Below are 20,245 nucleotides of genomic sequence, written 5' to 3'. Positions count from 1 at the left end.
GGGCGCACTCCTTTCCTTCCTTCTCGCCTACCGGGTTAGCTGACGGGTTCGGAGCAGGAAGGTCTCCTACGGGCGCCCCCTGGCGAGAGGCGTCCGATTCACCCCAAGGTGGTGGTTCCCCGGTTCCCTTGGCACGGTGCTGCGCAATTCCAGGCAGATACGGCGGATTCAGGTGCGCCCCGTCGGGCGACCCTGTGCAGTGACGTGCATTTCCGTACGGCTCTTCACGGCTCCTTACGGCCCTGTAGACGGGCGCGCGCGAGCAGTTCGGAGTGATGCGGAACGGTGCTGGACATACGGAAACAGCGCATACGGGATTCGGCGTCGGCGCGCGGTGCCGCCACTGGCGACGGCTGGGACAACCGCGCTCCGTTATCGGACAGTAATAGAGACGGCGGCGGAATACCAAGCGTTCCCGCGAATCCGCACGGGTTTTGCCTGCGCTCCGTACGAGCTGTGGCATGGACTTTTGCCACCAGCGCAGGCGCAAGCAGGGCGAGTCGCCGGCACCGCGCCACATGATCTTGCGGTGATGGTGTGTCAGTTGTTATGCGGAGGGATGCCCCGCGAACACGGAGCGTGAGAGCAGTACCGTCGGATCATGGTCGTCAACGTCGTGAACACCGGGAACGCCGGGAACACCGTCAACAGCGCTCGGGCAGTGGCGAATCGGCACGGGGAGTTCTCCCGGCACGAGGCGCGGGGACGCTCCGCCCCCCACGAAGAGTTGACCGCACGGATCAGCCAGGACGCCGAATTCTGCGGCCTGCTGTCGGGCTCGCTGCCCGCCGGCGACAAGCAGCAGCCGAGTCTGCTGCTCGCCGCGGTCCGCTATCTCGACGGCCCGCACGCGGAGTTGGGCCCGCGCGGCGAGGCGGCCTACGGGCGCTGGCGCGAGTGGACGATCCGGCACTGGGACGAGGTCCGCGCGGTGATCATGCGCCGCGCCGCCCAGACCGACGAACCGGCCCGTTGCGCCACCCTGCTGCCGCTGCTCGCCCGCCTGCCGCAGCCGCTGGCCCTCCTGGAGGTCGGCGCCTCGGCCGGGTTGTGCCTGCACCCGGACCGCTACCGCTACCGCTACGTCGGACAGGAAGCGGAAGGTTCCGGCCCCTCTTCCGGTACCGGCCCCTCTTCCGGTTCGGGTCCCTCTTCCGGTTCCGGGCCGGACGCCGCCGGCCCCCACGGGACGCCGTACAGGGAGGCCGGCGCCCCGGACAGCCCCGTGACCTTCACCTGCCGTACGAGCGGGGCGGCGGGCGCCGGGAACGACGGCGCGGTCCCGCCCGGTGCGCTCCCCGACATCGTCTGGCGCGCCGGTATCGGCCTGAACCCGCTCGACCCGGTCGGGGAGCCGGACGACCTCCGCTGGCTCCAGGCCCTCGTATGGCCGGGGGACGCGGACCGCACGGCGCGGCTGTCGGCGGCCGTCGAGGCGGTACGGCCGGTGCCCCGCCCCCGTATCGTGCGCGGCGACCTGGTCGACGAACTGCCGGCGCTGGCCGCCCAGGCGCCGCCGGAGGCCACGCTCGTCGTCTTCCACAGCACCGTACTGGCCTGCCTTCCTCCCGCCCGGCGCGAGGAGTTCGCGCGGCAGGTGCGGTCGCTGCTCGCCGAGCGGGACGGCGGCGGGCACTGGATCTCCCAGGAGCACCACAGCGTGCTGCCCTGGATTACCGCACCGGAACACGCATCCCTCGGCCCACAGGACGCGCTGCCGCTGACGCTCGCGCTGGACGAGCGCCCGGTCGCCCTCACCGGACCGCACGGCCGGAGCCTGCACTGGCTCCGGCCCCCGCTCCGGTGAATCGGGAGTCCGCAGGACGCGCGGCGGCGGCCCTATCCCCCCAGGGGCCGCTGCACCGCCAGGAGTGCCATGTCGTCCGCCGGCGCCCCGCCCGCGTGCCGGGCGACATCCTCAAGAACCAGTTCCAGGAGGTCGTCGGGCCCGGCGAAGTGCCGGCCGCGCAACCGGCAGCAGGGGTCGTAGAACCGGCCCAGCAGGTCCCGGGCCTCGGTCACCCCGTCGGTGAACAGGAGCAGCAGCGCCCCGGCCGGGAAGAACGTCTCGTCCGAGCGGTCCGGCCAGCCGGCCACATCGCTCAACCCCAGCGGCAGCGCGGGCGAGGTGGGCATCAGCTCCCGTAGGCCGCCGTCCGGGGTGAGAAGCAGAGGGGCCGGGTGGCCGCGGTTCAGGACGCGCACCACGGCCCGGTCGTCGGCGGGGATCTCCGCCAGTACGGCGGTGGTGAAGCCCTCGTGCCGGTCGGGCCCGTCGCGGCGCCCGCCCTCCCGTTTGAGCGCGCGTTCCAGCCGGCCCGCCACCGCCTCCAGGGTGGCCTCCTGCTCCGCCGCCTCCCGGAAGGCACCGATGACGACCGCCGCCGCCTCCACCGCCTCCAGGCCCTTGCCCCGCACATCGCCGACGATCATCCGCACCCCGTACGGGGTGTCCTGCACCGCGTAGAGATCGCCGCCGATCCGGGCATCGGCCCGCGCGCCCACGTAGCGCGCGGCGACCGAGAACCCGGCCAACTGTTCCGGCGGCGCGGGCAGCACGGCCCGCTGGGCGGCCTCCGAGACATCCCGTACGGAGGCCAGCCGGGCGTCGCTCAACCGCACGACCCGGTTGATACCCAGCGCCAGCAGCGCCACCACGACGACCGTGACCGCCTCGGTCACCGACTCGTAGTAGTCCTTCTCGCCGTGGTACGTCACGACCCAGATCTCGCTGAGGACGGCGGCCACGACGGTGACGGCGGTGGCCCGCAGGGTGTAGAGGGGGGCCGCCACCAGGGGAGCCGCGGAGAGGAACGGAGCCGCGGTGTACTGGGGCGGCGTGACGAAGTCGAAGACCACGCCGCCGACGATCAGCGCGGCGGGCAGCCAGCGCGCCAGGCGTCGACCGAGCGGGGACATCTGTTCCCGGCGCGCCCGCCTCTCCCGGTCGCCCGTGCGGTTTCTGCCGCCTCGACGCATCCGCACCGGCCTCTTCCCACTCCGTCCGCCCGGCCGCGCCCCGTACAGGCTCCCCCTCCGCGGGGCACCCTCTCGTGCCGACGAACGAACACCGTCCCCCAAGGCTTGCCGGTACGGAAGCCGAGCGGCGAGTCCTCGGCGGCCGGACGGGTCAATACGGGGGCGCCGCCGCGCACCGCATTCGCCGCGCCCGCCCGGTATCTGACGCGGCGCCTGCCACGCCGTCCGCTCGCGCATCGCGCACGCATGGGACAGGAAAAGCGAAGCGCCCCGGCCGGTGATGTCCGGTCGGGGCACTGAACCGCAGGTCAGGCGGCCTGTCCTGCGAGGGATGCGGTGGGCCATCAGGGGCTCGAACCCTGAACCAATGGATTAAAAGTCCACTGCTCTGCCAATTGAGCTAATGGCCCGCACCGAGCAGCATAGCCCGAGGACGTCCCGCAGCCCGAAGGCATGGGCTATCCGGCCAATCAGCGGCGCGCCGCCGTCGGCCGAGCCGCGGTGTCCCGCGTGCCGCGAGAGGCCCGAAACAGCCGTCCCGCACGCTTCCCGTACGGGCTCGCCGGAGCCGGCCCGGGCGAGCGCGCGGGCCGTCACCGAGCTGCCGCACCCGCCCGCCCCTACGCCGCCACCTGCGCCAACGCGCAGGGCCCGTACGGCACTTGCGCACCGTACGGGCCCTGCGGGAGCTATGGCCGAATATCGGCCGTCGCGCTTCGGGGATCAGCCGTTGCGCTTCCAGCGCGGCTTGTCCTCGCGGCGGCCGAAGGAGCCGGCCGCGCTGCCCGAGCCGCGGTGGTCGTCACGCCGGCCGTACGGACGGTCGCCGCGGTCGCCGCCGGAAGACGGACGGCCGCCGGAGCGGTCGTCGCGGTTGAAGGGGCGGTCGCCGCCACCGGAGCGGTAACCGCCGGAGGCGCGCCCGCCGGAGCGGTCGTCGCGGTTGAACGGGCGGGCCGGACGGTCGCCGCGGTCGCCGCGGTCGCGGTTGAAGCCCCGGTCGTCGCGGCGCTCGAACGACCGCCCACCGGAGCGCTCGTCGCGGCGGTCGCGGTCCCGGCCGAAGCCGCCGCGGTCGTCACGGCGCTCGAAGGAACGGCCGCCGAAGCGGTCGTCGCGACGGTCCCGGTCGCGGTCCCGGCCGAAGCCACCGCGGTCGTCACGGCGCTCGTCACGGCGGTCGCGCTGGAAGCCGCCCCGGTCGTCGCGGCGGTCGTCGCGGCGCTCGAAGGAACGGCCGCCGGAACGCTCGTCGCGACGGTCCCGGTCACGGTCCCGGCCGAAGCCACCGCGGTCGTCACGGCGCTCGAAGGAACGGCCACCGGAACGCTCGTCACGACGGTCGTCGCGCCGGTCGTCACGGCGCTCCCGGCGCTCGAAGTTGCCCCGCTCGTCGCGGCGGTCGGCGGACCGGCGCTCGCCCGTCGCCTGCTCGGGCACCGCCGCCGCGGCCTCGGCCACCGCCTCCGCGGCGGCCTGGGCGGTCGCCGCCAGCGCCTCCGCCGGGTCCTCACCGCGCTCGCGGGCGGCGCGGGCGGTCAGCCGGTCCGCCTCCTCGCGCAGTTCGGCGGCGCGGCGCTGCAGCCGCTCCAGCTCGCGGGTGAGCTCGCCGACCTCGCGCTCCGCCTGCTTGGCGGAGTTGTTGGCCGACTCGGCCTGGACCTCGGTGAGCGAGCGCGCGCCGGTGATCTGGGCGACGTCGTCGTCGAAGGTACCGGCGCCGCCGACGATGTGGCGCGAGGCGTCCACGCCCGCGTCCTCCATCAGGCGGAAGATCTGCCGGCGCTGGTGCGGCAGCGACAGGGAGACGACGGTGCCGGACTGGCCGGCGCGGGCGGTACGGCCCGAGCGGTGCAGGTAGTCCTTGTGGTCGCCGGCCGGGTCGACGTTCAGGACCAGGTCGATGCCGTCGACGTGGATACCGCGGGCGGCGACGTCGGTGGCGACCAGCGCGTTGACGTAGCCGTCCTTGAAGTCGGCGAGGACGCGGGTGCGCGCGCCCTGGGTCATCCCGCCGTGCAGCGCGTCCGCCTTCACGCCCGCCTCGACGAGCTGCTCGGCGATCCGGTCGGCGCCCAGCTGGGTGCGGACGAAGATGATCGTGCGGCCCTTGCGGGCGGCGATGGCGGCGGTGACCGGTGCCTTGTCCTTCGGCTTCACGACGAGGACGTGGTGGGTCATGGTGGTGACGTTGCCCTGGGCGCTGTCGACCTCGTGGCTGACCGGGTCGGTCAGGTAGCGCTTCACGAGCGTGGAGATCTCGTTCTCCATCGTGGCCGAGAACAGCATCCGCTGGCCGCCCTCGGGCACCTGGTCCAGCAGCTCGGTGACCTCGGGCAGGAAGCCCAGGTCGGACATCTGGTCGGCCTCGTCGAGGACGGCGACCTGGACGTCCTCCAGGGAGCAGGCACCGCGGTTGATGATGTCGCGCAGCCGGCCCGGGGTGGCGACGAGGATGTCGACGCCGCGCTCCAGGGCGTAGATCTGGTTGCCCATGGACGTACCGCCGCAGACGACCTTCATCTTCAGGCCGAGGACGTCGCCGTACGGCTGGAGGGCGTCCGCGACCTGCATCGCGAGCTCACGGGTCGGGGTGAGGATGACCGCGCGCGGCTTCTTCTTGTCGGTGTGGCCACCGGCCAGCCGGGCCAGGGTCGGCAGACCGAAGGAGAGGGTCTTGCCGGAGCCGGTGCGGCCCCGGCCGAGGATGTCCTTGCCGGCCAGCGCGTCCGGGATGGTCGCGGCCTGGATCGGGAACGGGGTGGTGACACCGTTCTGCGCGAGCTTGCGGACGACGCCCTCGGGCAGCCCGAGGTCCGCGAACGTCACGGTGTCGGCGCCGGCAGCGGCCGTCTCGGGCTCTGCCGCCTCGGCCACGTCGGGAGCGGGCTGCTCGTCGAACGCGGGCAGGACGGAGTGATCAGTGGAAATGGACATGCGAAATGCGAAACCTTCCGGAGTCTCGGCACGCGCCCACAACTCCGTGTGATTTCGCAAAGACCGCCTCTATGCGGTCAGCCACGGCAAGGGAGAGAACGCGCCACGCGGCGCGCTTCTTTTCTGGCGCCGGGCAAATGGGATCAAACGATCTACCACCATACGCACCCTGCCCCCCGGAAGGCAAATGGCCTCCCGGCCACCCGCTCCCCGCGCCCTCTCCTGCCCCCGCACCGAGGCCCCCGTACGACCCCATGAGCCCCGGTCGTCCCCTCAGGCGTCCCACTCCATCGGCGGCGCCGGAAGCGACGACAGCGACGGCGAAGAGGCCGCCGACGAGGACGAGTGCGCACCACGCGAGGCCATCGGCGACGCGGGCGACGGCCCGGAGGCCTGCGAACTGCCGGACGGCTGGGGTCCGCGCGACGGCCCGGACGGCTGCCCGCTCGGCACGCCGGCGCTCGGCGAGGCCGGGGCGGACGGCCGGTCGGGCCGGGAGGGCGACGGCTGCGGGGGCACCGAGGCGCCGCCCCGGCCACCGGACCCGCCGCGCCCCGCACCGGGCTGGGGGCCGGACGGCTTGGCCGGCTGCTCGGGCTCCGCCGGCGCGGCCGGCGACGACGAGGGCGGCGCACCCGCCGACGGCCCGCTCTCGCCCGCGCGGCCCGCGCCCGCGTCGCCGCCCGCCGGACGCCCGGGGCCGTGCCCCGTCCGCCGTGGCCCGTTGCCGCGCCCGTCGGCGGCGAGCCCGCCGGGGCTGGGCGCCGCGCCCTTCCCGTCGCCGTGCCGCGCGGCACTGCCCGACGGCTTCGGGGGACCGGGTTCGCTGACGCTCATGCAGCCGGCCAGTGAGGCGGCGAGCACGGAGACGGTCGCCGCCGCGGCGGCGGCCCGCGCCAGCGGACGCCCGGACGACAGCGTGGACCGCGGCGCGGCCGGCCGGTCGGGGGGATCCGCGGCCGGCCGGTCGGGGGGCGATGAAGGGCGGGCGGGCATCGGGCGCAAGGCAGGGGACCTCCGGATCCGGAGCGCAGGGACGGCGGCGACGGACGCCCTGCCCAACTCCCGCCCCCCGCTTGAGGACACGCGCACCGCCCGCCCGATCGCGCCGGCCCGGCCGCCGGCTCCCGTCAGCCGTACCCGAGCGCGTGCAGCCGCTCGTCGTCGATCCCGAAGTGGTGCGCCACCTCGTGAACAACCGTCACTTCCGTCTCGGCGACCACATCCTCCTTCGTGGCGCACATCCGCAGCGTCGGCCCGCGGTAGATGGTGATCCGGTCCGGCAGGACGCCCGCGTACCACTCCCCGCGCTCGGTCAGCGGCGTCCCCTCGTACAGGCCGAGCAACTCGGGGTCGTCGGCCGGGGGCTCGTCCTCGACGAAGACCGCCACGTTGTCCATCAGCCGGGTCAGCTCCGGCGGGATCCGGTCCAGCGCCTCGGCGACCAGTCCCTCGAACTCCTCGCGCGTCATTTCCAGCACACCACCATTCTCCGCCCGCGGGCCCCGCGACCCGCTCCCCAACCGATCGTCGGGGACCGGCCGCCGGCCCGCAGCCCAAGCGGACCGGGTATGTCCCGCATAACGGGCGGCACGGCGGGCATATGGGGCCAATGGCCCGCGCAGCGCGCTCCCGGACACCGCATCCCGACCCGCCAGGCCGCCCGCACCCCCGGCTACCGAGACCCCGTCGCCCCGGCATCCGCACCCCGTCCGTACGGGACCTGCCCACCGCCGTACGGGGCCTGCCCGCAGCCGTCCGCCGCCACTACCGCTCACGCCGTACGCCACCCGCTGCCACGCTCGCCCCGCCGGCGCGCCCGTACGCCCGCGCCCTCGGCCTCGCGGCCGTCGCCGTGCTCGGGGCGTGGCTGGGGCTGCTCGTCATCGGGAGCGTCCAGGCCCCGGTCGGCCCGATGGACACCACCATGGCGCTGCGGCCGTCCCTGACCGGCGGCACCCGGATCACCGTCCCGCCCCTGGGCGACCTGGAACTGGACAGCCACTACGCCCCCGTCCGCCTCGATGTCGACGTCGACCGTCTGGACCCGGCCCGCTCCGCGGAGCTGGTCGACCACCCCGAGCGGTTCGCCGGCCTCCAGGACCAGGTCACCCACGACGTCCTCCGCGGCGCCGCGGGCCTGGCCGTGGCCTCCTGCGTGGCGGTGGCCTCCGGCGCCGCCGCACTGGGCCTGGTCGTCTACCGCCGTCCGCGTCGCGCGCTGGCCGCCGGCGGCCTGGCGCTCACCCTGCTCACCGCCTCCGGAGCCGCCGCCTACGCCACCTGGAACCCCGAGTCCGTACTGGAGCCGCGCTTCTCCGGACTGCTCTCCTCGGCGCCGTCCGTCGTCGGCAACGCCCGCAGCATCGTCAGCGAATTCAACGTCTACCAAAAGGAGTTGGCGCGCCTGGTCGCCAACGTCACCAAGCTCTACGACGCCGCCTCGACGCTGCCCGCGTACCGGCCGGACCCCACCACCATCCGCGTCCTGCACGTCTCCGACATCCACCTCAACCCCGCCGGCTGGCACATCATCGCCTCCCTGGTGAAGCAGTACCGGATCAACGTGATCATCGACACCGGCGACACCATGGACCACGGCTCGGCCGCCGAGAACCACTTCCTGGACCCCGTCTCCACCCTGGGCGCGCCGTACGTGTGGGTGCGCGGCAACCACGACTCGCGCGGCACCCAGCGGTACCTGACCGGCCGCAAGCACGTCATCGTCCTCGACGACGGGCGGGTGACCCAGGTGGCCGGAGTGCGCATCGCGGGCGTCGGCGACCCGCAGTTCACCCCGGACCGCTCGATAGTGGCGGCCGGCGACGCCGCCGAACGCACCGCCGGCGGCCGGCTCGCCGACGCGCTGCGCGCCCAGCGGCGGGCCGGCACGCCCGTCGACATCGCGCTCGCACACAATCCGGCCGCGGCGGCCGAGGCGGACGGCCTGGCCCCGCTGGCGCTCGCGGGCCACATCCACCAGCGCGTGATCAGCACACTCCCCCAGGGCACCCGGCTGATGGTCGAGGGCTCCACGGGCGGCGGCGGGCTGCGCGCCGTGCAGAACCGGCAGCCCGCTCCCGTGCAGGCGTCGGTGCTCTACCTGGACCGCACCACCAGGCGGCTCCAGGCGTGGGACGAGATCACGCTGGGCGGCCTGGGCCTGGCCCGCGCCGAGGTCAGCCGCCACCTCCCGAGCGAGAACCAGCCCGGCGCCACGCCCGCTCCGGGCCGCCCGCCCACCCCGTCGTCCAGCCGCCCCGCCGGCCCCTCCTCGGGCTCGGCCGGCACCCCTTCCGGGAGGCCCGGGTAAACCGTTTTGGCGAACGGTCCTCCCATCCCATATGCTTCTCACGTCCCCGACGGCGCCGGTAACGACGCCAAGGTGGGCCATCAGCCCTCATCGTCTAGTGGCCCAGGACGCCGCCCTTTCAAGGCGGTAGCACGGGTTCGAATCCCGTTGGGGGCACGCATTACCGTGTGCGAGACTGGTTCACGCCGCTCGCACAATGCAAGGTCCTGTGGAGCAGTTTGGAGTGCTCGCCACCCTGTCAAGGTGGAGGCCGCGGGTTCAAATCCCGTCAGGACCGCTGCGGCTGGGTAGCTCAGTTGGTACGAGCGATCGCCTGAAAAGCGATAGGTCGCCGGTTCGACCCCGGCCCCAGCCACACCCATGGGAAGAAGGCCCCGGTTCACTGAACCGGGGCCTTCTTCGTGTCCGGGGACGGACCCCGCGTCAGCCGTCCGCCGCATAGGCCGGGGCGCTCTCGCGGCCACCCGGGTGACGGTGCCGCCAGACCCAGAAGACCGTGCCGGCGAGCGCCGCCCAGCCGGCCAGCACCAGGAACGGGAAGACGTGCTGGTGGCCGCGGAAGTAGACCGCGGTGTGCTGGGCGTTGACCGACGCGCCCGGGGGCAGCCAGCGGCCGATGGAGCCGAGCACGGACGGGAGCAGCGGCCACGAGACGGCGCCGCCGGAGGAGGGGTTGCCCAGCAGGACCATCAGGCCCCAGGTGGGGATCATCGCCCAGCGCCCCATCAGGGTGTTGAACATCGTGAAGACCATGCCGGACGTGAACATGGTCAGCGCCAGGATCAGCCAGGACTCGACGAACGGGAGCCGCAGCGCGCCCAGCCACCAGTCGGCCACCGCCCCGATGGCGAAGGCGCCGAGCAGCGCGTAGGCGAGAGTGCAGCCGATCCGCTCGGCCGGGTTGAGGGCGCGGGCGTGCACGCTGAGCTGGATGGCCCCGACGAAGCCGATGATCACGGCGGCCAGGGAGACGTAGAAGAGCGCGAGCCCGCGCGGATCGCCTTTCTGGAGCGGCTTGATGTCCCGGACGAGGACCTCCACGCCGGTCGCCGGGCCGACCTTGGTGCCCGCCTGGCTCAGCAGCTGCGCCACCGACGCGCCCGAGGCGCCGGACACATCGAGTTCCATCCCGCGGCCGTGGGCCCGCAGGACGGCGAACTCGCGCTGCTCGTCGACGGCGTCGCGCGCCTCCTCGTAGGTGGCGTACCGGGTCAGCCGGAGCGAGGCGTTGAGAGCCTTCTCCATGCCGAGGACGAACGCCTCCTCCTGCGGGGCATCTGCGGTGGCGACCACGGCGGTGGGGATGTGCCGCGGGGTCGGGTTGGCCATCGTGTAGGTGTACGAGCCGGCGAAGAGGCCGGCCGCCACGGCGAGGATGAAGATCAGGACGACCGCCGGGAAGAACGGCGATCTCTTGAAGGCGGTCCATCGCTCCGCGGGGGTCGGGCGCCTTCCGTGTGCGCCGTGCGGAACGGAAGCACCTTCATGATCAAACATATGAACACGCTAAGGCAGCGATGTCGGACATACCCTCCCGGACCCCCTCGCCCTGCCGCCGTCCCGTCCGCGATCCGGTCGCCACCGTCAAATGGTTCGCCAGTCGTTTGCGCGAGGTGAGATCCTGGGGGACGTATGTCCAGTCAGCCTGCCTCCGCCCTGCCCGACGGCACCGCTCCCACGCTGCCCGCGCTGCTGAAGCGACTGCCCGAGCTGATGCTGCGCGATCAGCAGCGGCTGGGGCGCCGGATCGACGGCGCGCGCCGCATCCGCAAGCCCGAGGCCCGTGCGTCCGTGCTCGCCGAGATCGCCGGCGGCATCGACGAGGCGGAGCTGCGGGTCGCCTCGCGGCGCGCCGCGACGCCGGAGGTCAGCTATCCGGCAGAGCTCCCGGTCAGCCAGAAGAAGGACGAGATCCTCGCCGCGATCCGCGACCACCAGGTCGTGATCGTCGCGGGCGAGACCGGTTCCGGGAAGACGACCCAGATCCCCAAGATCTGCCTGGAGCTCGGCCGCGGCGTCCAGGGGCTCATCGGGCACACCCAGCCGCGCCGGATCGCGGCCCGTACGGTCGCCGAGCGGGTGGCCGAGGAGCTGAAGACCCCGCTGGGCGAGAGCGTCGGCTGGAAGGTCCGCTTCACCGACCAGGTCGGCGACGACACCCTCGTCAAGCTGATGACGGACGGCATCCTGCTCGCCGAGATCCAGACGGACCGCGAGCTGCGCCAGTACGACACGATCATCATCGACGAGGCGCACGAGCGCAGCCTCAACATCGACTTCATCCTCGGGTATCTGGCGCAGCTGCTGCCCAGACGCCCGGACCTGAAGGTGGTCATCACCTCCGCGACCATCGACCCCGAGCGGTTCTCCCGGCATTTCGGGGACGCGCCGATCGTCGAGGTCTCCGGGCGCACGTATCCGGTGGAGGTGCGCTACCGCCCCCTGCTGGAAGAGGGCGGCCAGACTGCATCTGATTTCAGGGACGCCGACCGCGACCAGATCACCGCGATCTGCGACGCGGTGGACGAGCTGCGGGCCGAGGGCCCCGGCGACGTCCTGGTCTTCCTCTCCGGCGAGCGCGAGATCCGGGACACCGCGGACGCGCTCAACAAGAAGAACCTGCCGGCGACGGAGGTGCTGCCCCTGTATGCCCGGCTGTCGCACGCCGAGCAGCACCGCGTCTTCCAGCGCCACACGGGCAGACGGATCGTGCTGGCCACGAACGTCGCCGAGACCTCGCTGACCGTCCCGGGCATCAAGTACGTCATCGACCCCGGTATGGCCCGCATCTCCCGCTACAGCTTCCGTACGAAGGTGCAGCGGCTGCCCATCGAGCCGGTCTCCCAGGCCAGCGCCAATCAGCGCAAGGGCCGCTGCGGCCGGACCAGCGACGGCATCTGCATCCGCCTCTATTCCGAGGACGACTTCCTCACCCGCCCGGAGTTCACCGACGCCGAGATCCTCCGGACGAATCTGGCCTCCGTCATCCTCCAGATGACCGCGGCCGGCCTCGGCGACATCGAGAAGTTCCCGTTCATCGACCCGCCGGACCGCCGCAACATCAAGGACGGCGTGGATCTGCTGAGCGAGCTGGGCGCGCTCGACATCAAGCAGAAGGACCTCAGGAAGCGGCTGACCCCACTGGGCCGCAAGCTCTCCCAGCTGCCGGTGGACCCGCGGCTGGCCCGCATGGTGCTGGAGGCGGACCGCAACGGCTGCGTCCGCGAGGTCATGGTCATCGCGGCGGCGCTGTCCATCCAGGACCCGCGCGAGCGGCCGTCGGACAAGCAGCAGCAGGCCGACCAGCAGCACGCCCGCTTCAAGGACGAGACGTCCGACTTCCTGGCGTTCCTCAACCTCTGGCGCTATGTGCGCGAACAGCAGAAGGCGCTGTCGTCGTCCGCGTTCCGCCGGATGTGCCGCACGGAGTTCCTGAACTACCTCCGCATACGCGAGTGGCAGGACATCTACTCCCAGCTCCGTACGGTCGCCAAGGGCATGGACATCCACCTGTCCGAGCAGGACGCGGCGCCGGATCACATCCACGTCTCCCTGCTGTCCGGTTTGCTTTCGCATATCGGACTCAAGGACACGGACGCCAAGAACGAATACCTGGGCGCCCGCAGCGCCAAGTTCGCGGTCTTCCCCGGCTCCGCCCTCTTCAAGAAGCCCCCGCGCTGGGTGATGTCCGCGGAGCTGGTCGAGACCTCCCGGCTGTGGGCACGGGTGAACGCCCGGATCGAGCCGGAATGGCTCGAACCGCTCGCCCAGCACCTGGTCAAGCGCAACTACAGCGAGCCCCACTGGGAACAGAAGATGGCCGCGGTGATGGCGTACGAGCGGGTGACGCTCTACGGCGTCCCGATCGTCGCCCAGCGCAAGGTCAACTACGGGCGGATCGACCCCGAGGTCTCCCGCGACCTGTTCATCCGGCACGCCCTGGTGGAGGGCGACTGGCGCACCCACCACCAGTTCTTCCATGACAACCGCAAACTGCTCGGCGAGGTCGAGGAGTTGGAGCACCGCGCCCGGCGCCGCGACATCCTCGTGGACGACGAGACGCTCTTCGACTTCTACGACCAGCGGATCCCGGCGGACGTGGTCTCCGGCGCGCACTTCGACTCCTGGTGGAAGAAGAGGCGCGGCGAAGAGCCCGAGTTGCTCAACTTCGAGCACTCGATGCTCATCAACGAATCCGCCGAGGCCGTCACCAAGGACGACTACCCGGATTCCTGGCGCCAGGGGAAGCTGAAGTTCAAGGTCACCTACCAGTTCGAGCCGGGCGCGGACGCGGACGGCGTGACCGTCCACATCCCGCTCCAGGTCCTCAACCAGGTCTCCTCCGAGGGCTTCGACTGGCAGATCCCGGGCCTGCGCGAGCAGTTGGTGACGGAGCTGATCCGCTCGCTGCCCAAGCCGATCCGCCGCAACTACGTCCCGGCACCGAACTTCGCCGCCCGCTTCCTGGACACCACCGTCCCGCTCCAGGGCGCCCTGACGGCCTCGCTGGCGGCCGGGTTGCAGCGGATGGTCGGCGTCCCCGTCGAGGCGGCGGACTTCGACACCGCCAAGGTCCCCGACCACCTCAAGATCACCTTCCGGGTGGTCGACGAGCGGCGCCGCAAGCTCGCCGAGGCCAAGGACCTCGAAGCGCTGCGGCTCCAGCTCAAGCCGAAGACCCGGGCGGCGATCTCCAAAGCCTTCGAGCAGGCCGCCGAGCGGCCCGCCAAGGACGGCAGGGGCGGCCGGGGCGAGAGCCCGCTGGCCGGCCTGGAGCAGCGCACCGGCCTGACGTCCTGGACGATCGGCACCCTGCCGCGCACCTTCGAGACCCGGCGTGCGGGCCAGCCCCTGAAGGCGTACCCGGCACTGGTCGACGAGGGCAGCAGCGTCGCCGTGCGGCTCTACGACACCGAGGCCGAGCAACTGACGGCCATGTGGGCGGGCACCCGCCGGCTCATCCTGCTCAACATCCCGTCCAACCCCGCCAAGTTCGCCCAGGACAAGCTGAGCAACCAGCAGAAGCTCGCGCTGTCCCGTAATCCGCACGGTTCCATCGCGGCGCTCTTCGAGGACTGCGTGACCGCCGCCGCGGACCGGTTGATCGCGGCCCGGGGCGGCCCGGCGTGGGACGAGGAGTCCTTCCGCAAGCTGTACGACGCGGTGCGCGCCGACCTGGTCGACGCGACGCTGAAGACCATCCAGCAGGCCCAGGAGGTGCTGGCCGCCTGGCAGGCGTGCGAGCGCCGGCTGAAGGCGACCACGTTCCCGTCCCTGCTGACGTCGCTGGCGGACATCAAGGAGCAGTTGGCGGAGCTGATCAAGCCGGGCTTCGTGACCGCGCACGGCGCCAAGCGGCTGCCGGACCTGATGCGCTATCTGGTGGCCGCCGACCGCCGCCTGGCGCAGCTGCCCACCAACGCCGAGCGGGACCGCACCCGCATGGCGAAGGTGAAGGAGATGCAGGACGAATACGCCTGGCTGCTGGAGCAGTTCCCCAAGGGCCGCCCGGTGCCGGCCGCGGCCCTGGAGATCCGCTGGATGATCGAGGAGCTCCGGGTCAGCTACTTCGCGCACGCCCTCGGGACCGCGTACCCGGTCTCCGACAAGCGCATCGTGAAGGCGGTGGACGCGGCGGCGCCGTAGCCCCGGACGGGGTGCCGGGATCGAGTTCGACCGCACCCCCTGAGCTGCTGTACAGTCTTGTTTCGCAGCCCGCCGCAAGCGGAAAGCGAAACGCAAGGTCCTGTGGAGCAGTTTGGAGTGCTCGCCACCCTGTCAAGGTGGAGGCCGCGGGTTCAAATCCCGTCAGGACCGCTTTTCACGGCCCGCATCCTTCTCGGATGCGGGCCGTTGTGCTGTCCGGGCAGGCCCCGGCGCGGTACGGTGCGCCGCGCACCGCACCCGCAGCACGCCCCGACGGGCCCCGCGAACCTTCCGGCTGCCCCGTATTCCTCCTCCGCCCCACGCCGTCCGCCTCGTGGCCCGAAGGTCCCCTCCGATCCGGTCGGCGGTGACGGGGCGTCTTGACGACGGCACCTGCCGCCGGTACTCACAGAGGAGGCGTGGGGGCCGGGGAGGTGGCGTGCGATGACTGCTGCGGTACGGCACGAGACCAGGGCGCTGTTGCGTGCCCATCTGTCGGCGGCTCTCGCCTACGGCTCCCGCCATCTGACCCGGCAGTGCCCGGTCTGCCATCAGCTGCTGCGGCTCGCCATGGAGCCGCACGGAGCCCTCTCCGGGCCCGCCGCGCCCTCGTCCGCCTCCGCCCCCTCTCCGGCCGCCTGCGAGCCGCCGGCGGAGGACGAAAGTCCCGCCGCCCGGTGACCAAGGACGCCTGCGCCACCGGTGGCGCGGTGGAAGGCTGTTGACGTGACGACGGCGAAGCGTCCTCTACCGCAGGGCCCTACGGCCTTCAAGGACTGCACCGTGTGACGGGAGTCACCGAACAAGTTTCGCGAGACGGGGAACTTACCACCCACCTACAACCGGTCAATTTAATATGTGCAATTGCACCCCCCGTTGAGCGTCTCGAAACAAGACCGCCAGGTCCGCACTGACGTGGCCCCTCAGGGCTCCTGAATGGGTCGTGACGCCCCCGCCGGAGTCGACCGGCGCCAGGGCGGCCCGAGCGCCGCGAGCGGCCCGGGAGCGGGCGCACACAAAAAGAGATCGCGCTGGACCCGGCGGAGTCCAGCGCGATCGGTGACGTACCCAGACGAAGCGGGTGTGGGCCTGTTGGGGCAGGCGCCGCGTCATGAAGAGCTCTATGGAGCGGGGTGGAACAGGTGAAGCATGTGGTGCCAAAGCGGGCGATTCCGGGTTGGGGGGCCCGAAAACAGCCTGGTTATGCGGTTATTCAGGACTCGCTACGCTGCTGCGGGATACCCGCGAGCAGCGCGCGGACCTCAGCCTCGCGGTAACGCCGGTGCCCTCCGAGCGTACGGATGGACGTGAGCTTGCCTGCCTTGGCCCAGCGGGTCACCGTCTTCGGGTCCACGCGGAACATCGTGGCGACCTCGGCGGGGGTAAGCAGCGGCTCGGCGTCAGGGGTGCGAGCGGTCATGAGCGGCCTCCTCGGGAGAACCGAACCATCACGGTTCTTTCCTCTAAATTCTGCACCTTGACCCACGTTGCCCGAAATGGCAGACGCGGGCCGAGTCGGTTATAGGACGAACGGCTTGTCCTCGGCACTACAACTACACCATCTGTCCAGCCACGTCGGCCAAACCGATGGAATTGCCCTCTCAGGTGTTCAACCTTGGCGGATGCCGATGGACCGTGCCATAGCGGACAGTCACACCCCCGTGACGATCAGTCACAACGTGACCAGCCACCACGAGACCCCTCAAGGAGCGCAATACCGATCTATCCGCCCTTAGTTGGACGGAAGGAGCCCGAGTCAGGCTCCTTGTCCTATTTTGGCACGAGGGTACGCCTTGGGAGCAAGACCCGAAGTCAGTGCTTTAGGTCACGCTTGAGGCAATAGCCCGGATCAGGACCTACGTCCCGTACGTCCTGACCACCGGGATGCCGCACCCGGCAACTCCGTGCCGGACGCCGGGCATTCAGCTGGAGAACTGACGTTCGCGCACCGCGCGCCACCGCTGCGAGAGCTTCTCGTACGCGGCGCCGGCCCGCTCGCCGTCCCCCTCGCGCAGCGCCGCCAGTCCCTCCGCCACCTCCGCGGCGGAGCGGTCCTCGGCGAGCTGCCCTCCGGGCACCGTGTGCACCAGCCCTCCGTAGTCCAGCTCCACGAGCGAACGCGGATGGAATTCTTCGAGCCAGCGCCCCACATCTACCAGGCCGTCGATCAGCGGCCCCTCTTCCAGGGCGTCCCGAAGCGTACGCAACCCGCGCGCCACGCGGCGCCGCGCCTGCACCATCGGCGTCCGGTAACGCAACAGGGGCGCCTGCTCACTCTCCGCGTACTCCCGCTCGCCGTCATCGAAGAGGACGAACCAGCGCACCGGGACGTGCCAGGTCGCCGCCCGGATCCACGGCCGGGCGTCCGGATTGCGCTCGCGCCACCGCTCGTAGTCGGTGGCCGCCTGGCGGCGCACCACCGGGGGCAGCGCGGCGTCCAGCACCGCGGCCGGCAACAGCTCCTCCAAGGCCTCCAGGGCCTGCCAGGCGCGCAGCCTGGTGCGCCAGGGGCACACACAGGTCACCTCGTTCACCACGGCGACGAACGCATCGGCGCTCTCGTGGACCGGCACCGGGACCGGCGGGGTCGGCAGCAGATCGGCCAGCGCCCGGCGCTGCTCGTAGACGGCCGTCGGCGTGTCGTCGCGCTTGGCGTAGCGCGCCCAGTAGGAGCGCTCCGGCTCGGGGAACGCGGCCAGCGGTTCGTAGACCCGCAGATACGCCACATACGGGACCCGTACCGACGACGCCAAGGCCACGCCCGCTCCTTCAAAGGAAAGTCCACCGCCCGGAGTTGCCTACCCCCGCCCGGCCTGGATACGGCAGATCGTCCCATGCCCGTCCCCCGGGAGAGGGTGATCCCCGTTACCTGGCGGATCAACGCGCCCTCCAGGTCTTACGCTCGTCTCAACCGGCCCTCCCCACCCGCAGGAGGGCGCCCTCCGCGACATATGGGAGTCACCACAGTGACTGACGTACGTCCTGCCTCCGCAGGCGCCGAGAGCGGCGTGCTGCACACCCTGTTCCGCACGGAGCAGGGCGGCCACGAGCAAGTCGTTCTCTGCCAGGACCGGGCGAGCGGCTTGAAAGCCGTGATCGCCATCCACAGCACCGCCCTGGGCCCCGCCCTCGGCGGCACCCGCTTCCACGCCTACGCCTCCGAGGAGGAGGCCGTGCTGGACGCCCTGAACCTGTCGCGCGGCATGTCCTACAAGAACGCCCTGGCCGGGCTGGACCACGGCGGCGGCAAAGCCGTGATCATCGGTGACCCCGACCTGATCAAAACCGAAGAACTCCTGCTCGCCTACGGCCGGTTCGTGGCTTCCCTCGGGGGCCGCTACGTCACCGCGTGCGACGTCGGCACGTACGTGGCCGATATGGACGTGGTCGCCCGTACGAACAAGTGGACCACCGGCCGCTCCCCCGAGAACGGCGGCGCCGGCGACTCCTCCGTGCTGACCGCCTACGGCGTCTTCCAGGGCATGCGGGCCTCGGCCCAGCACCTGTGGGGCGATCCGACGCTGCGGGACCGCAAGGTCGGCATCGCGGGCGTCGGCAAGGTGGGCCACCATCTGGTCGAGCACCTCCTCCAGGACGGCGCCGAGGTCGTGATCACGGACGTCCGCGCCGAGTCGGTGGACCGGATCCTCGCCCGGCACCCCCGGGTGACCGCCGTCGCGGACACCGAGGCGCTGATCCGCACCGAGGGCCTGGACGTGTACGCGCCCTGTGCGCTGGGCGGCGCGCTCAGCGACGACTCGGTGCCGGTGCTGACCGCCAAGGTGGTCTGCGGCGCGGCCAACAACCAGCTTGCGCACCCGGGCGTGGAGAAGGACCTGTCGGACCGCGGGATCCTCTACGCGCCGGACTACGTCGTGAACGCCGGCGGCGTCATCCAGGTGGCCGACGAGCTGCACGGCTTCGACTTCGACCGCTGCAAGGCCAAGGCCGCGAAGATCTTCGACACCACGCTGTCAATATTCGCTCGTGCGAAGTCCGAGGGCATCCCCCCGGCCGAGGCGGCCGACCGCATCGCCGAGCAGCGGATGGCCGAAGCGCGGGCGGCGGGGGGCCTGCGCGCCTGACAGCCGTGACCGCGGTCCAGGTGGCCGAAAACACACCTTGCGCGGCCCGTCACGGGCGGCGGGGGAGACATCCCTCACCACCCGTCGGCGGGTCGCCGTACAGGACAGGTTAAAATCGCAGTTGACCAGCGTGGACGGGGCGCCTCGCCGGTCGTGCGGAGCGGTGGGTGATGCGGGCGACGTACCGTATGGCCGCGGAAGCAGGTACCGTTAAAGCCCTACGGGCCGGTCTCTCTGTCGAGAGTCCGCTCTGAATCATGAACGCGTGTCAAGACTCTGGGGCCATCGAGCCCCGTCATTGAGGGGGTCGACCCATGGGGCGCGGCCGGGCCAAGGCCAAGCAGACAAAGGTCGCCCGCCAGCTGAAGTACAGCAGCGGTGGGACGGATCTCTCACGACTGGCCGACGAGCTGGGTGCAACGCAGTCGAACCAGCAGCCTCCGAACGGGGAGCCGTTCGAGGATGACGAGGACGACGACCCGTACGCACGGTACGCAGACCGGTACAACACCGATGACGACGAGGACGAGGGCAACTCGACCAACCAACGTCGTCGCGCTTGACGCTCTGCGCGCTCGCGGCACTCATAACACCATCGCGGACCCGGTCCTGGGCATTGCCCGGACCGGGTTCTGTGCTGCCCTGGTGACCGCCGGTGCGGCGGCCCCAGGGCTCAGCTGACTCAGGCCGCGTAGTCACCGGTGAGGGTCACTGCCTCGGTGTGCTCGCCGCGTTCGGTGATCTCACCGCTGACCCAGGCGTCCACGCCGCGGTCGGTGAGGGTGGTCAGGGCGGCGTCCACGGACTCCTGGGGCACGACGGCGATCATGCCGACGCCCATGTTCAGGGTCTTCTCCAGCTCCAGGCGCTCCACCGAGCCGGCCGAGCCGACCAGGTCGAAGATCGCGCCCGGGGTCCAGGTGGCGCGGTCGACGGTGGCGTGCAGCCCGTCCGGGATCACCCGGGCCAGGTTGTTGGCCAGCCCGCCGCCGGTGATGTGCGAGAACGCATGCACCTCGGTCGTCCGGGTCAGCGCCAGGCAGTCCAGCGAGTAGATCCTGGTGGGCTCCAGCAGCTCCTCGCCGAGGGTGCGGCCGAGCTCCGGAATCTCCCGCTCCAGAGCCAGACCGGCCCGGTCGAAGAGCACGTGGCGGACCAGTGAGTACCCGTTCGAGTGAAGTCCGGAGGAGGCCATCGCGATGACCGCGTCGCCCGTCCGGATACGATCCGCGCCCAGCAGCCGGTCGGCCTCCACGACGCCCGTGCCGGCACCGGCGATGTCGAA

14 protein-coding genes, 5 tRNA genes and 1 riboswitch are annotated in these 20,245 nt (G+C 71.6%); of the genes, 10 read left to right on the top strand and 9 right to left on the bottom strand.

Annotated features, from left to right (window positions below):
* Positions 1-9: 9 nt before the first annotated feature.
* Positions 10-149: riboswitch (cyclic di-AMP (ydaO/yuaA leader) on the bottom strand.
* A 452-nt stretch (positions 150-601) separates the two neighbouring features.
* The gene (locus IEZ17_RS35320; protein WP_189307475.1) at positions 602-1,807 is read left to right on the top strand and encodes a DUF2332 domain-containing protein; all 1,206 of its coding nucleotides are present in this window, start codon (positions 602-604) and stop codon (positions 1,805-1,807) included.
* 32 nt (positions 1,808-1,839) lie between these two features.
* Here IEZ17_RS35320 and IEZ17_RS35315 read toward each other — a convergent pair whose 3' ends face one another.
* From IEZ17_RS35315 to IEZ17_RS35295, 5 genes are all read right to left on the bottom strand, one after another.
* Positions 1,840-2,919 carry a PP2C family protein-serine/threonine phosphatase gene (locus IEZ17_RS35315; RefSeq protein WP_229852954.1) on the bottom strand — a complete coding sequence of 360 codons (1,080 nt, stop codon included), beginning with the start codon at positions 2,917-2,919 and terminating at the stop codon, positions 1,840-1,842.
* A gap of 397 nt (positions 2,920-3,316) precedes the next feature.
* Positions 3,317-3,389: transfer RNA gene (locus IEZ17_RS35310), tRNA-Lys, on the bottom strand.
* A gap of 313 nt (positions 3,390-3,702) precedes the next feature.
* Complete coding sequence (locus IEZ17_RS35305; RefSeq protein ID WP_189307473.1) at positions 3,703-5,916, bottom strand: DEAD/DEAH box helicase; 2,214 nt, start codon at positions 5,914-5,916, stop codon at positions 3,703-3,705.
* 273 nt (positions 5,917-6,189) lie between these two features.
* Entirely contained in the window at positions 6,190-6,912 is a 723-nt protein-coding gene (locus IEZ17_RS35300) for a hypothetical protein (protein WP_189307471.1), read from the bottom strand.
* 134 nt (positions 6,913-7,046) lie between these two features.
* Complete coding sequence (locus IEZ17_RS35295; protein WP_189307469.1) at positions 7,047-7,397, bottom strand: metallopeptidase family protein; 351 nt, start codon at positions 7,395-7,397, stop codon at positions 7,047-7,049.
* Between the two features lie 131 nt (positions 7,398-7,528).
* Between IEZ17_RS35295 and IEZ17_RS35290 the strand changes: the two genes are divergently transcribed.
* The 4 genes from IEZ17_RS35290 (at position 7,529) to IEZ17_RS35275 (ending at position 9,584) form a co-directional block, all read left to right on the top strand.
* A complete protein-coding gene (locus IEZ17_RS35290) occupies positions 7,529-9,229 on the top strand; it encodes a metallophosphoesterase (RefSeq protein WP_189307467.1) in 1,701 nt (566 codons plus the stop codon).
* Between the two features lie 83 nt (positions 9,230-9,312).
* A tRNA-Glu gene (locus IEZ17_RS35285) sits at positions 9,313-9,385 on the top strand.
* 46 nt (positions 9,386-9,431) lie between these two features.
* Positions 9,432-9,506, top strand: a tRNA-Asp gene (locus IEZ17_RS35280).
* 4 nt (positions 9,507-9,510) lie between these two features.
* Positions 9,511-9,584: transfer RNA gene (locus tag IEZ17_RS35275), tRNA-Phe, on the top strand.
* A gap of 68 nt (positions 9,585-9,652) precedes the next feature.
* Here IEZ17_RS35275 and IEZ17_RS35270 read toward each other — a convergent pair.
* Positions 9,653-10,726, bottom strand: a complete 1,074-nt coding sequence (locus IEZ17_RS35270; RefSeq protein WP_189307465.1) for an ABC-2 transporter permease — start codon at positions 10,724-10,726, stop codon at positions 9,653-9,655.
* 135 nt (positions 10,727-10,861) lie between these two features.
* Between IEZ17_RS35270 and hrpA the strand changes: the two genes are divergently transcribed.
* From hrpA to IEZ17_RS35255, 3 genes are all read left to right on the top strand, one after another.
* Complete coding sequence (gene hrpA / locus IEZ17_RS35265; RefSeq protein WP_189307463.1) at positions 10,862-14,875, top strand: ATP-dependent RNA helicase HrpA; 4,014 nt, start codon at positions 10,862-10,864, stop codon at positions 14,873-14,875.
* A 96-nt stretch (positions 14,876-14,971) separates the two neighbouring features.
* A tRNA-Asp gene (locus IEZ17_RS35260) sits at positions 14,972-15,046 on the top strand.
* A 273-nt stretch (positions 15,047-15,319) separates the two neighbouring features.
* Positions 15,320-15,556: a DUF6274 family protein gene (locus tag IEZ17_RS35255; RefSeq protein WP_189307461.1), complete on the top strand. Its 237-nt coding sequence runs from the start codon at positions 15,320-15,322 to the stop codon at positions 15,554-15,556.
* A 532-nt stretch (positions 15,557-16,088) separates the two neighbouring features.
* Here the strand turns inward: IEZ17_RS35255 and bldC are convergent.
* Both bldC and IEZ17_RS35245 read right to left on the bottom strand, forming a co-directional pair.
* A complete protein-coding gene (gene bldC, locus IEZ17_RS35250) occupies positions 16,089-16,295 on the bottom strand; it encodes a developmental transcriptional regulator BldC (protein WP_003980577.1) in 207 nt (68 codons plus the stop codon).
* Between the two features lie 502 nt (positions 16,296-16,797).
* A complete protein-coding gene (locus IEZ17_RS35245) occupies positions 16,798-17,634 on the bottom strand; it encodes a DUF8083 family protein (RefSeq protein ID WP_189307459.1) in 837 nt (278 codons plus the stop codon).
* A 192-nt stretch (positions 17,635-17,826) separates the two neighbouring features.
* Between IEZ17_RS35245 and IEZ17_RS35240 the strand changes: the two genes are divergently transcribed.
* Positions 17,827-18,960, top strand: coding sequence for a Leu/Phe/Val dehydrogenase (locus tag IEZ17_RS35240; RefSeq protein ID WP_189307457.1), 1,134 nt, complete (start codon positions 17,827-17,829; stop codon positions 18,958-18,960).
* Positions 18,961-19,274: 314 nt separating this feature from the next.
* Entirely contained in the window at positions 19,275-19,523 is a 249-nt protein-coding gene (locus IEZ17_RS35235) for a DUF3073 domain-containing protein (RefSeq protein WP_043262599.1), read from the top strand.
* Between the two features lie 119 nt (positions 19,524-19,642).
* Here IEZ17_RS35235 and IEZ17_RS35230 read toward each other — a convergent pair.
* Positions 19,643-20,245, bottom strand: a 603-nt coding sequence (locus IEZ17_RS35230; protein WP_268249882.1) for a phosphoribosylformylglycinamidine cyclo-ligase, incomplete at its 5' end; no start/stop codon positions are given.

Source organism: Streptomyces albospinus, from assembly GCF_014648695.1.
Taxonomy (GTDB): Bacteria; Actinomycetota; Actinomycetes; order Streptomycetales; family Streptomycetaceae; genus Streptomyces; species Streptomyces albospinus.
Note: the sequence above shows the minus strand (reverse complement) of the source record. Positions and strands in the feature narration are given on the sequence as shown.

Coding starts and splice junctions, on each gene's coding strand:
- IEZ17_RS35240 (WP_189307457.1), top strand. CDS start 17,827: ATGGGAGTCACCACAGTGACTGACGTACGTCCTGCCTCCGCAGGCGCC.
- hrpA (WP_189307463.1), top strand. CDS start 10,862: ATGTCCAGTCAGCCTGCCTCCGCCCTGCCCGACGGCACCGCTCCCACG.
- bldC (WP_003980577.1), bottom strand. CDS start 16,295: ATGACCGCTCGCACCCCTGACGCCGAGCCGCTGCTTACCCCCGCCGAG.
- IEZ17_RS35320 (WP_189307475.1), top strand. CDS start 602: ATGGTCGTCAACGTCGTGAACACCGGGAACGCCGGGAACACCGTCAAC.
- IEZ17_RS35270 (WP_189307465.1), bottom strand. CDS start 10,726: ATGTTTGATCATGAAGGTGCTTCCGTTCCGCACGGCGCACACGGAAGG.
- IEZ17_RS35305 (WP_189307473.1), bottom strand. CDS start 5,916: ATGTCCATTTCCACTGATCACTCCGTCCTGCCCGCGTTCGACGAGCAG.
- IEZ17_RS35290 (WP_189307467.1), top strand. CDS start 7,529: ATGGCCCGCGCAGCGCGCTCCCGGACACCGCATCCCGACCCGCCAGGC.
- IEZ17_RS35255 (WP_189307461.1), top strand. CDS start 15,320: ATGACTGCTGCGGTACGGCACGAGACCAGGGCGCTGTTGCGTGCCCAT.
- IEZ17_RS35300 (WP_189307471.1), bottom strand. CDS start 6,912: ATGCCCGCCCGCCCTTCATCGCCCCCCGACCGGCCGGCCGCGGATCCC.
- IEZ17_RS35315 (WP_229852954.1), bottom strand. CDS start 2,919: ATGTCCCCGCTCGGTCGACGCCTGGCGCGCTGGCTGCCCGCCGCGCTG.
- IEZ17_RS35235 (WP_043262599.1), top strand. CDS start 19,275: ATGGGGCGCGGCCGGGCCAAGGCCAAGCAGACAAAGGTCGCCCGCCAG.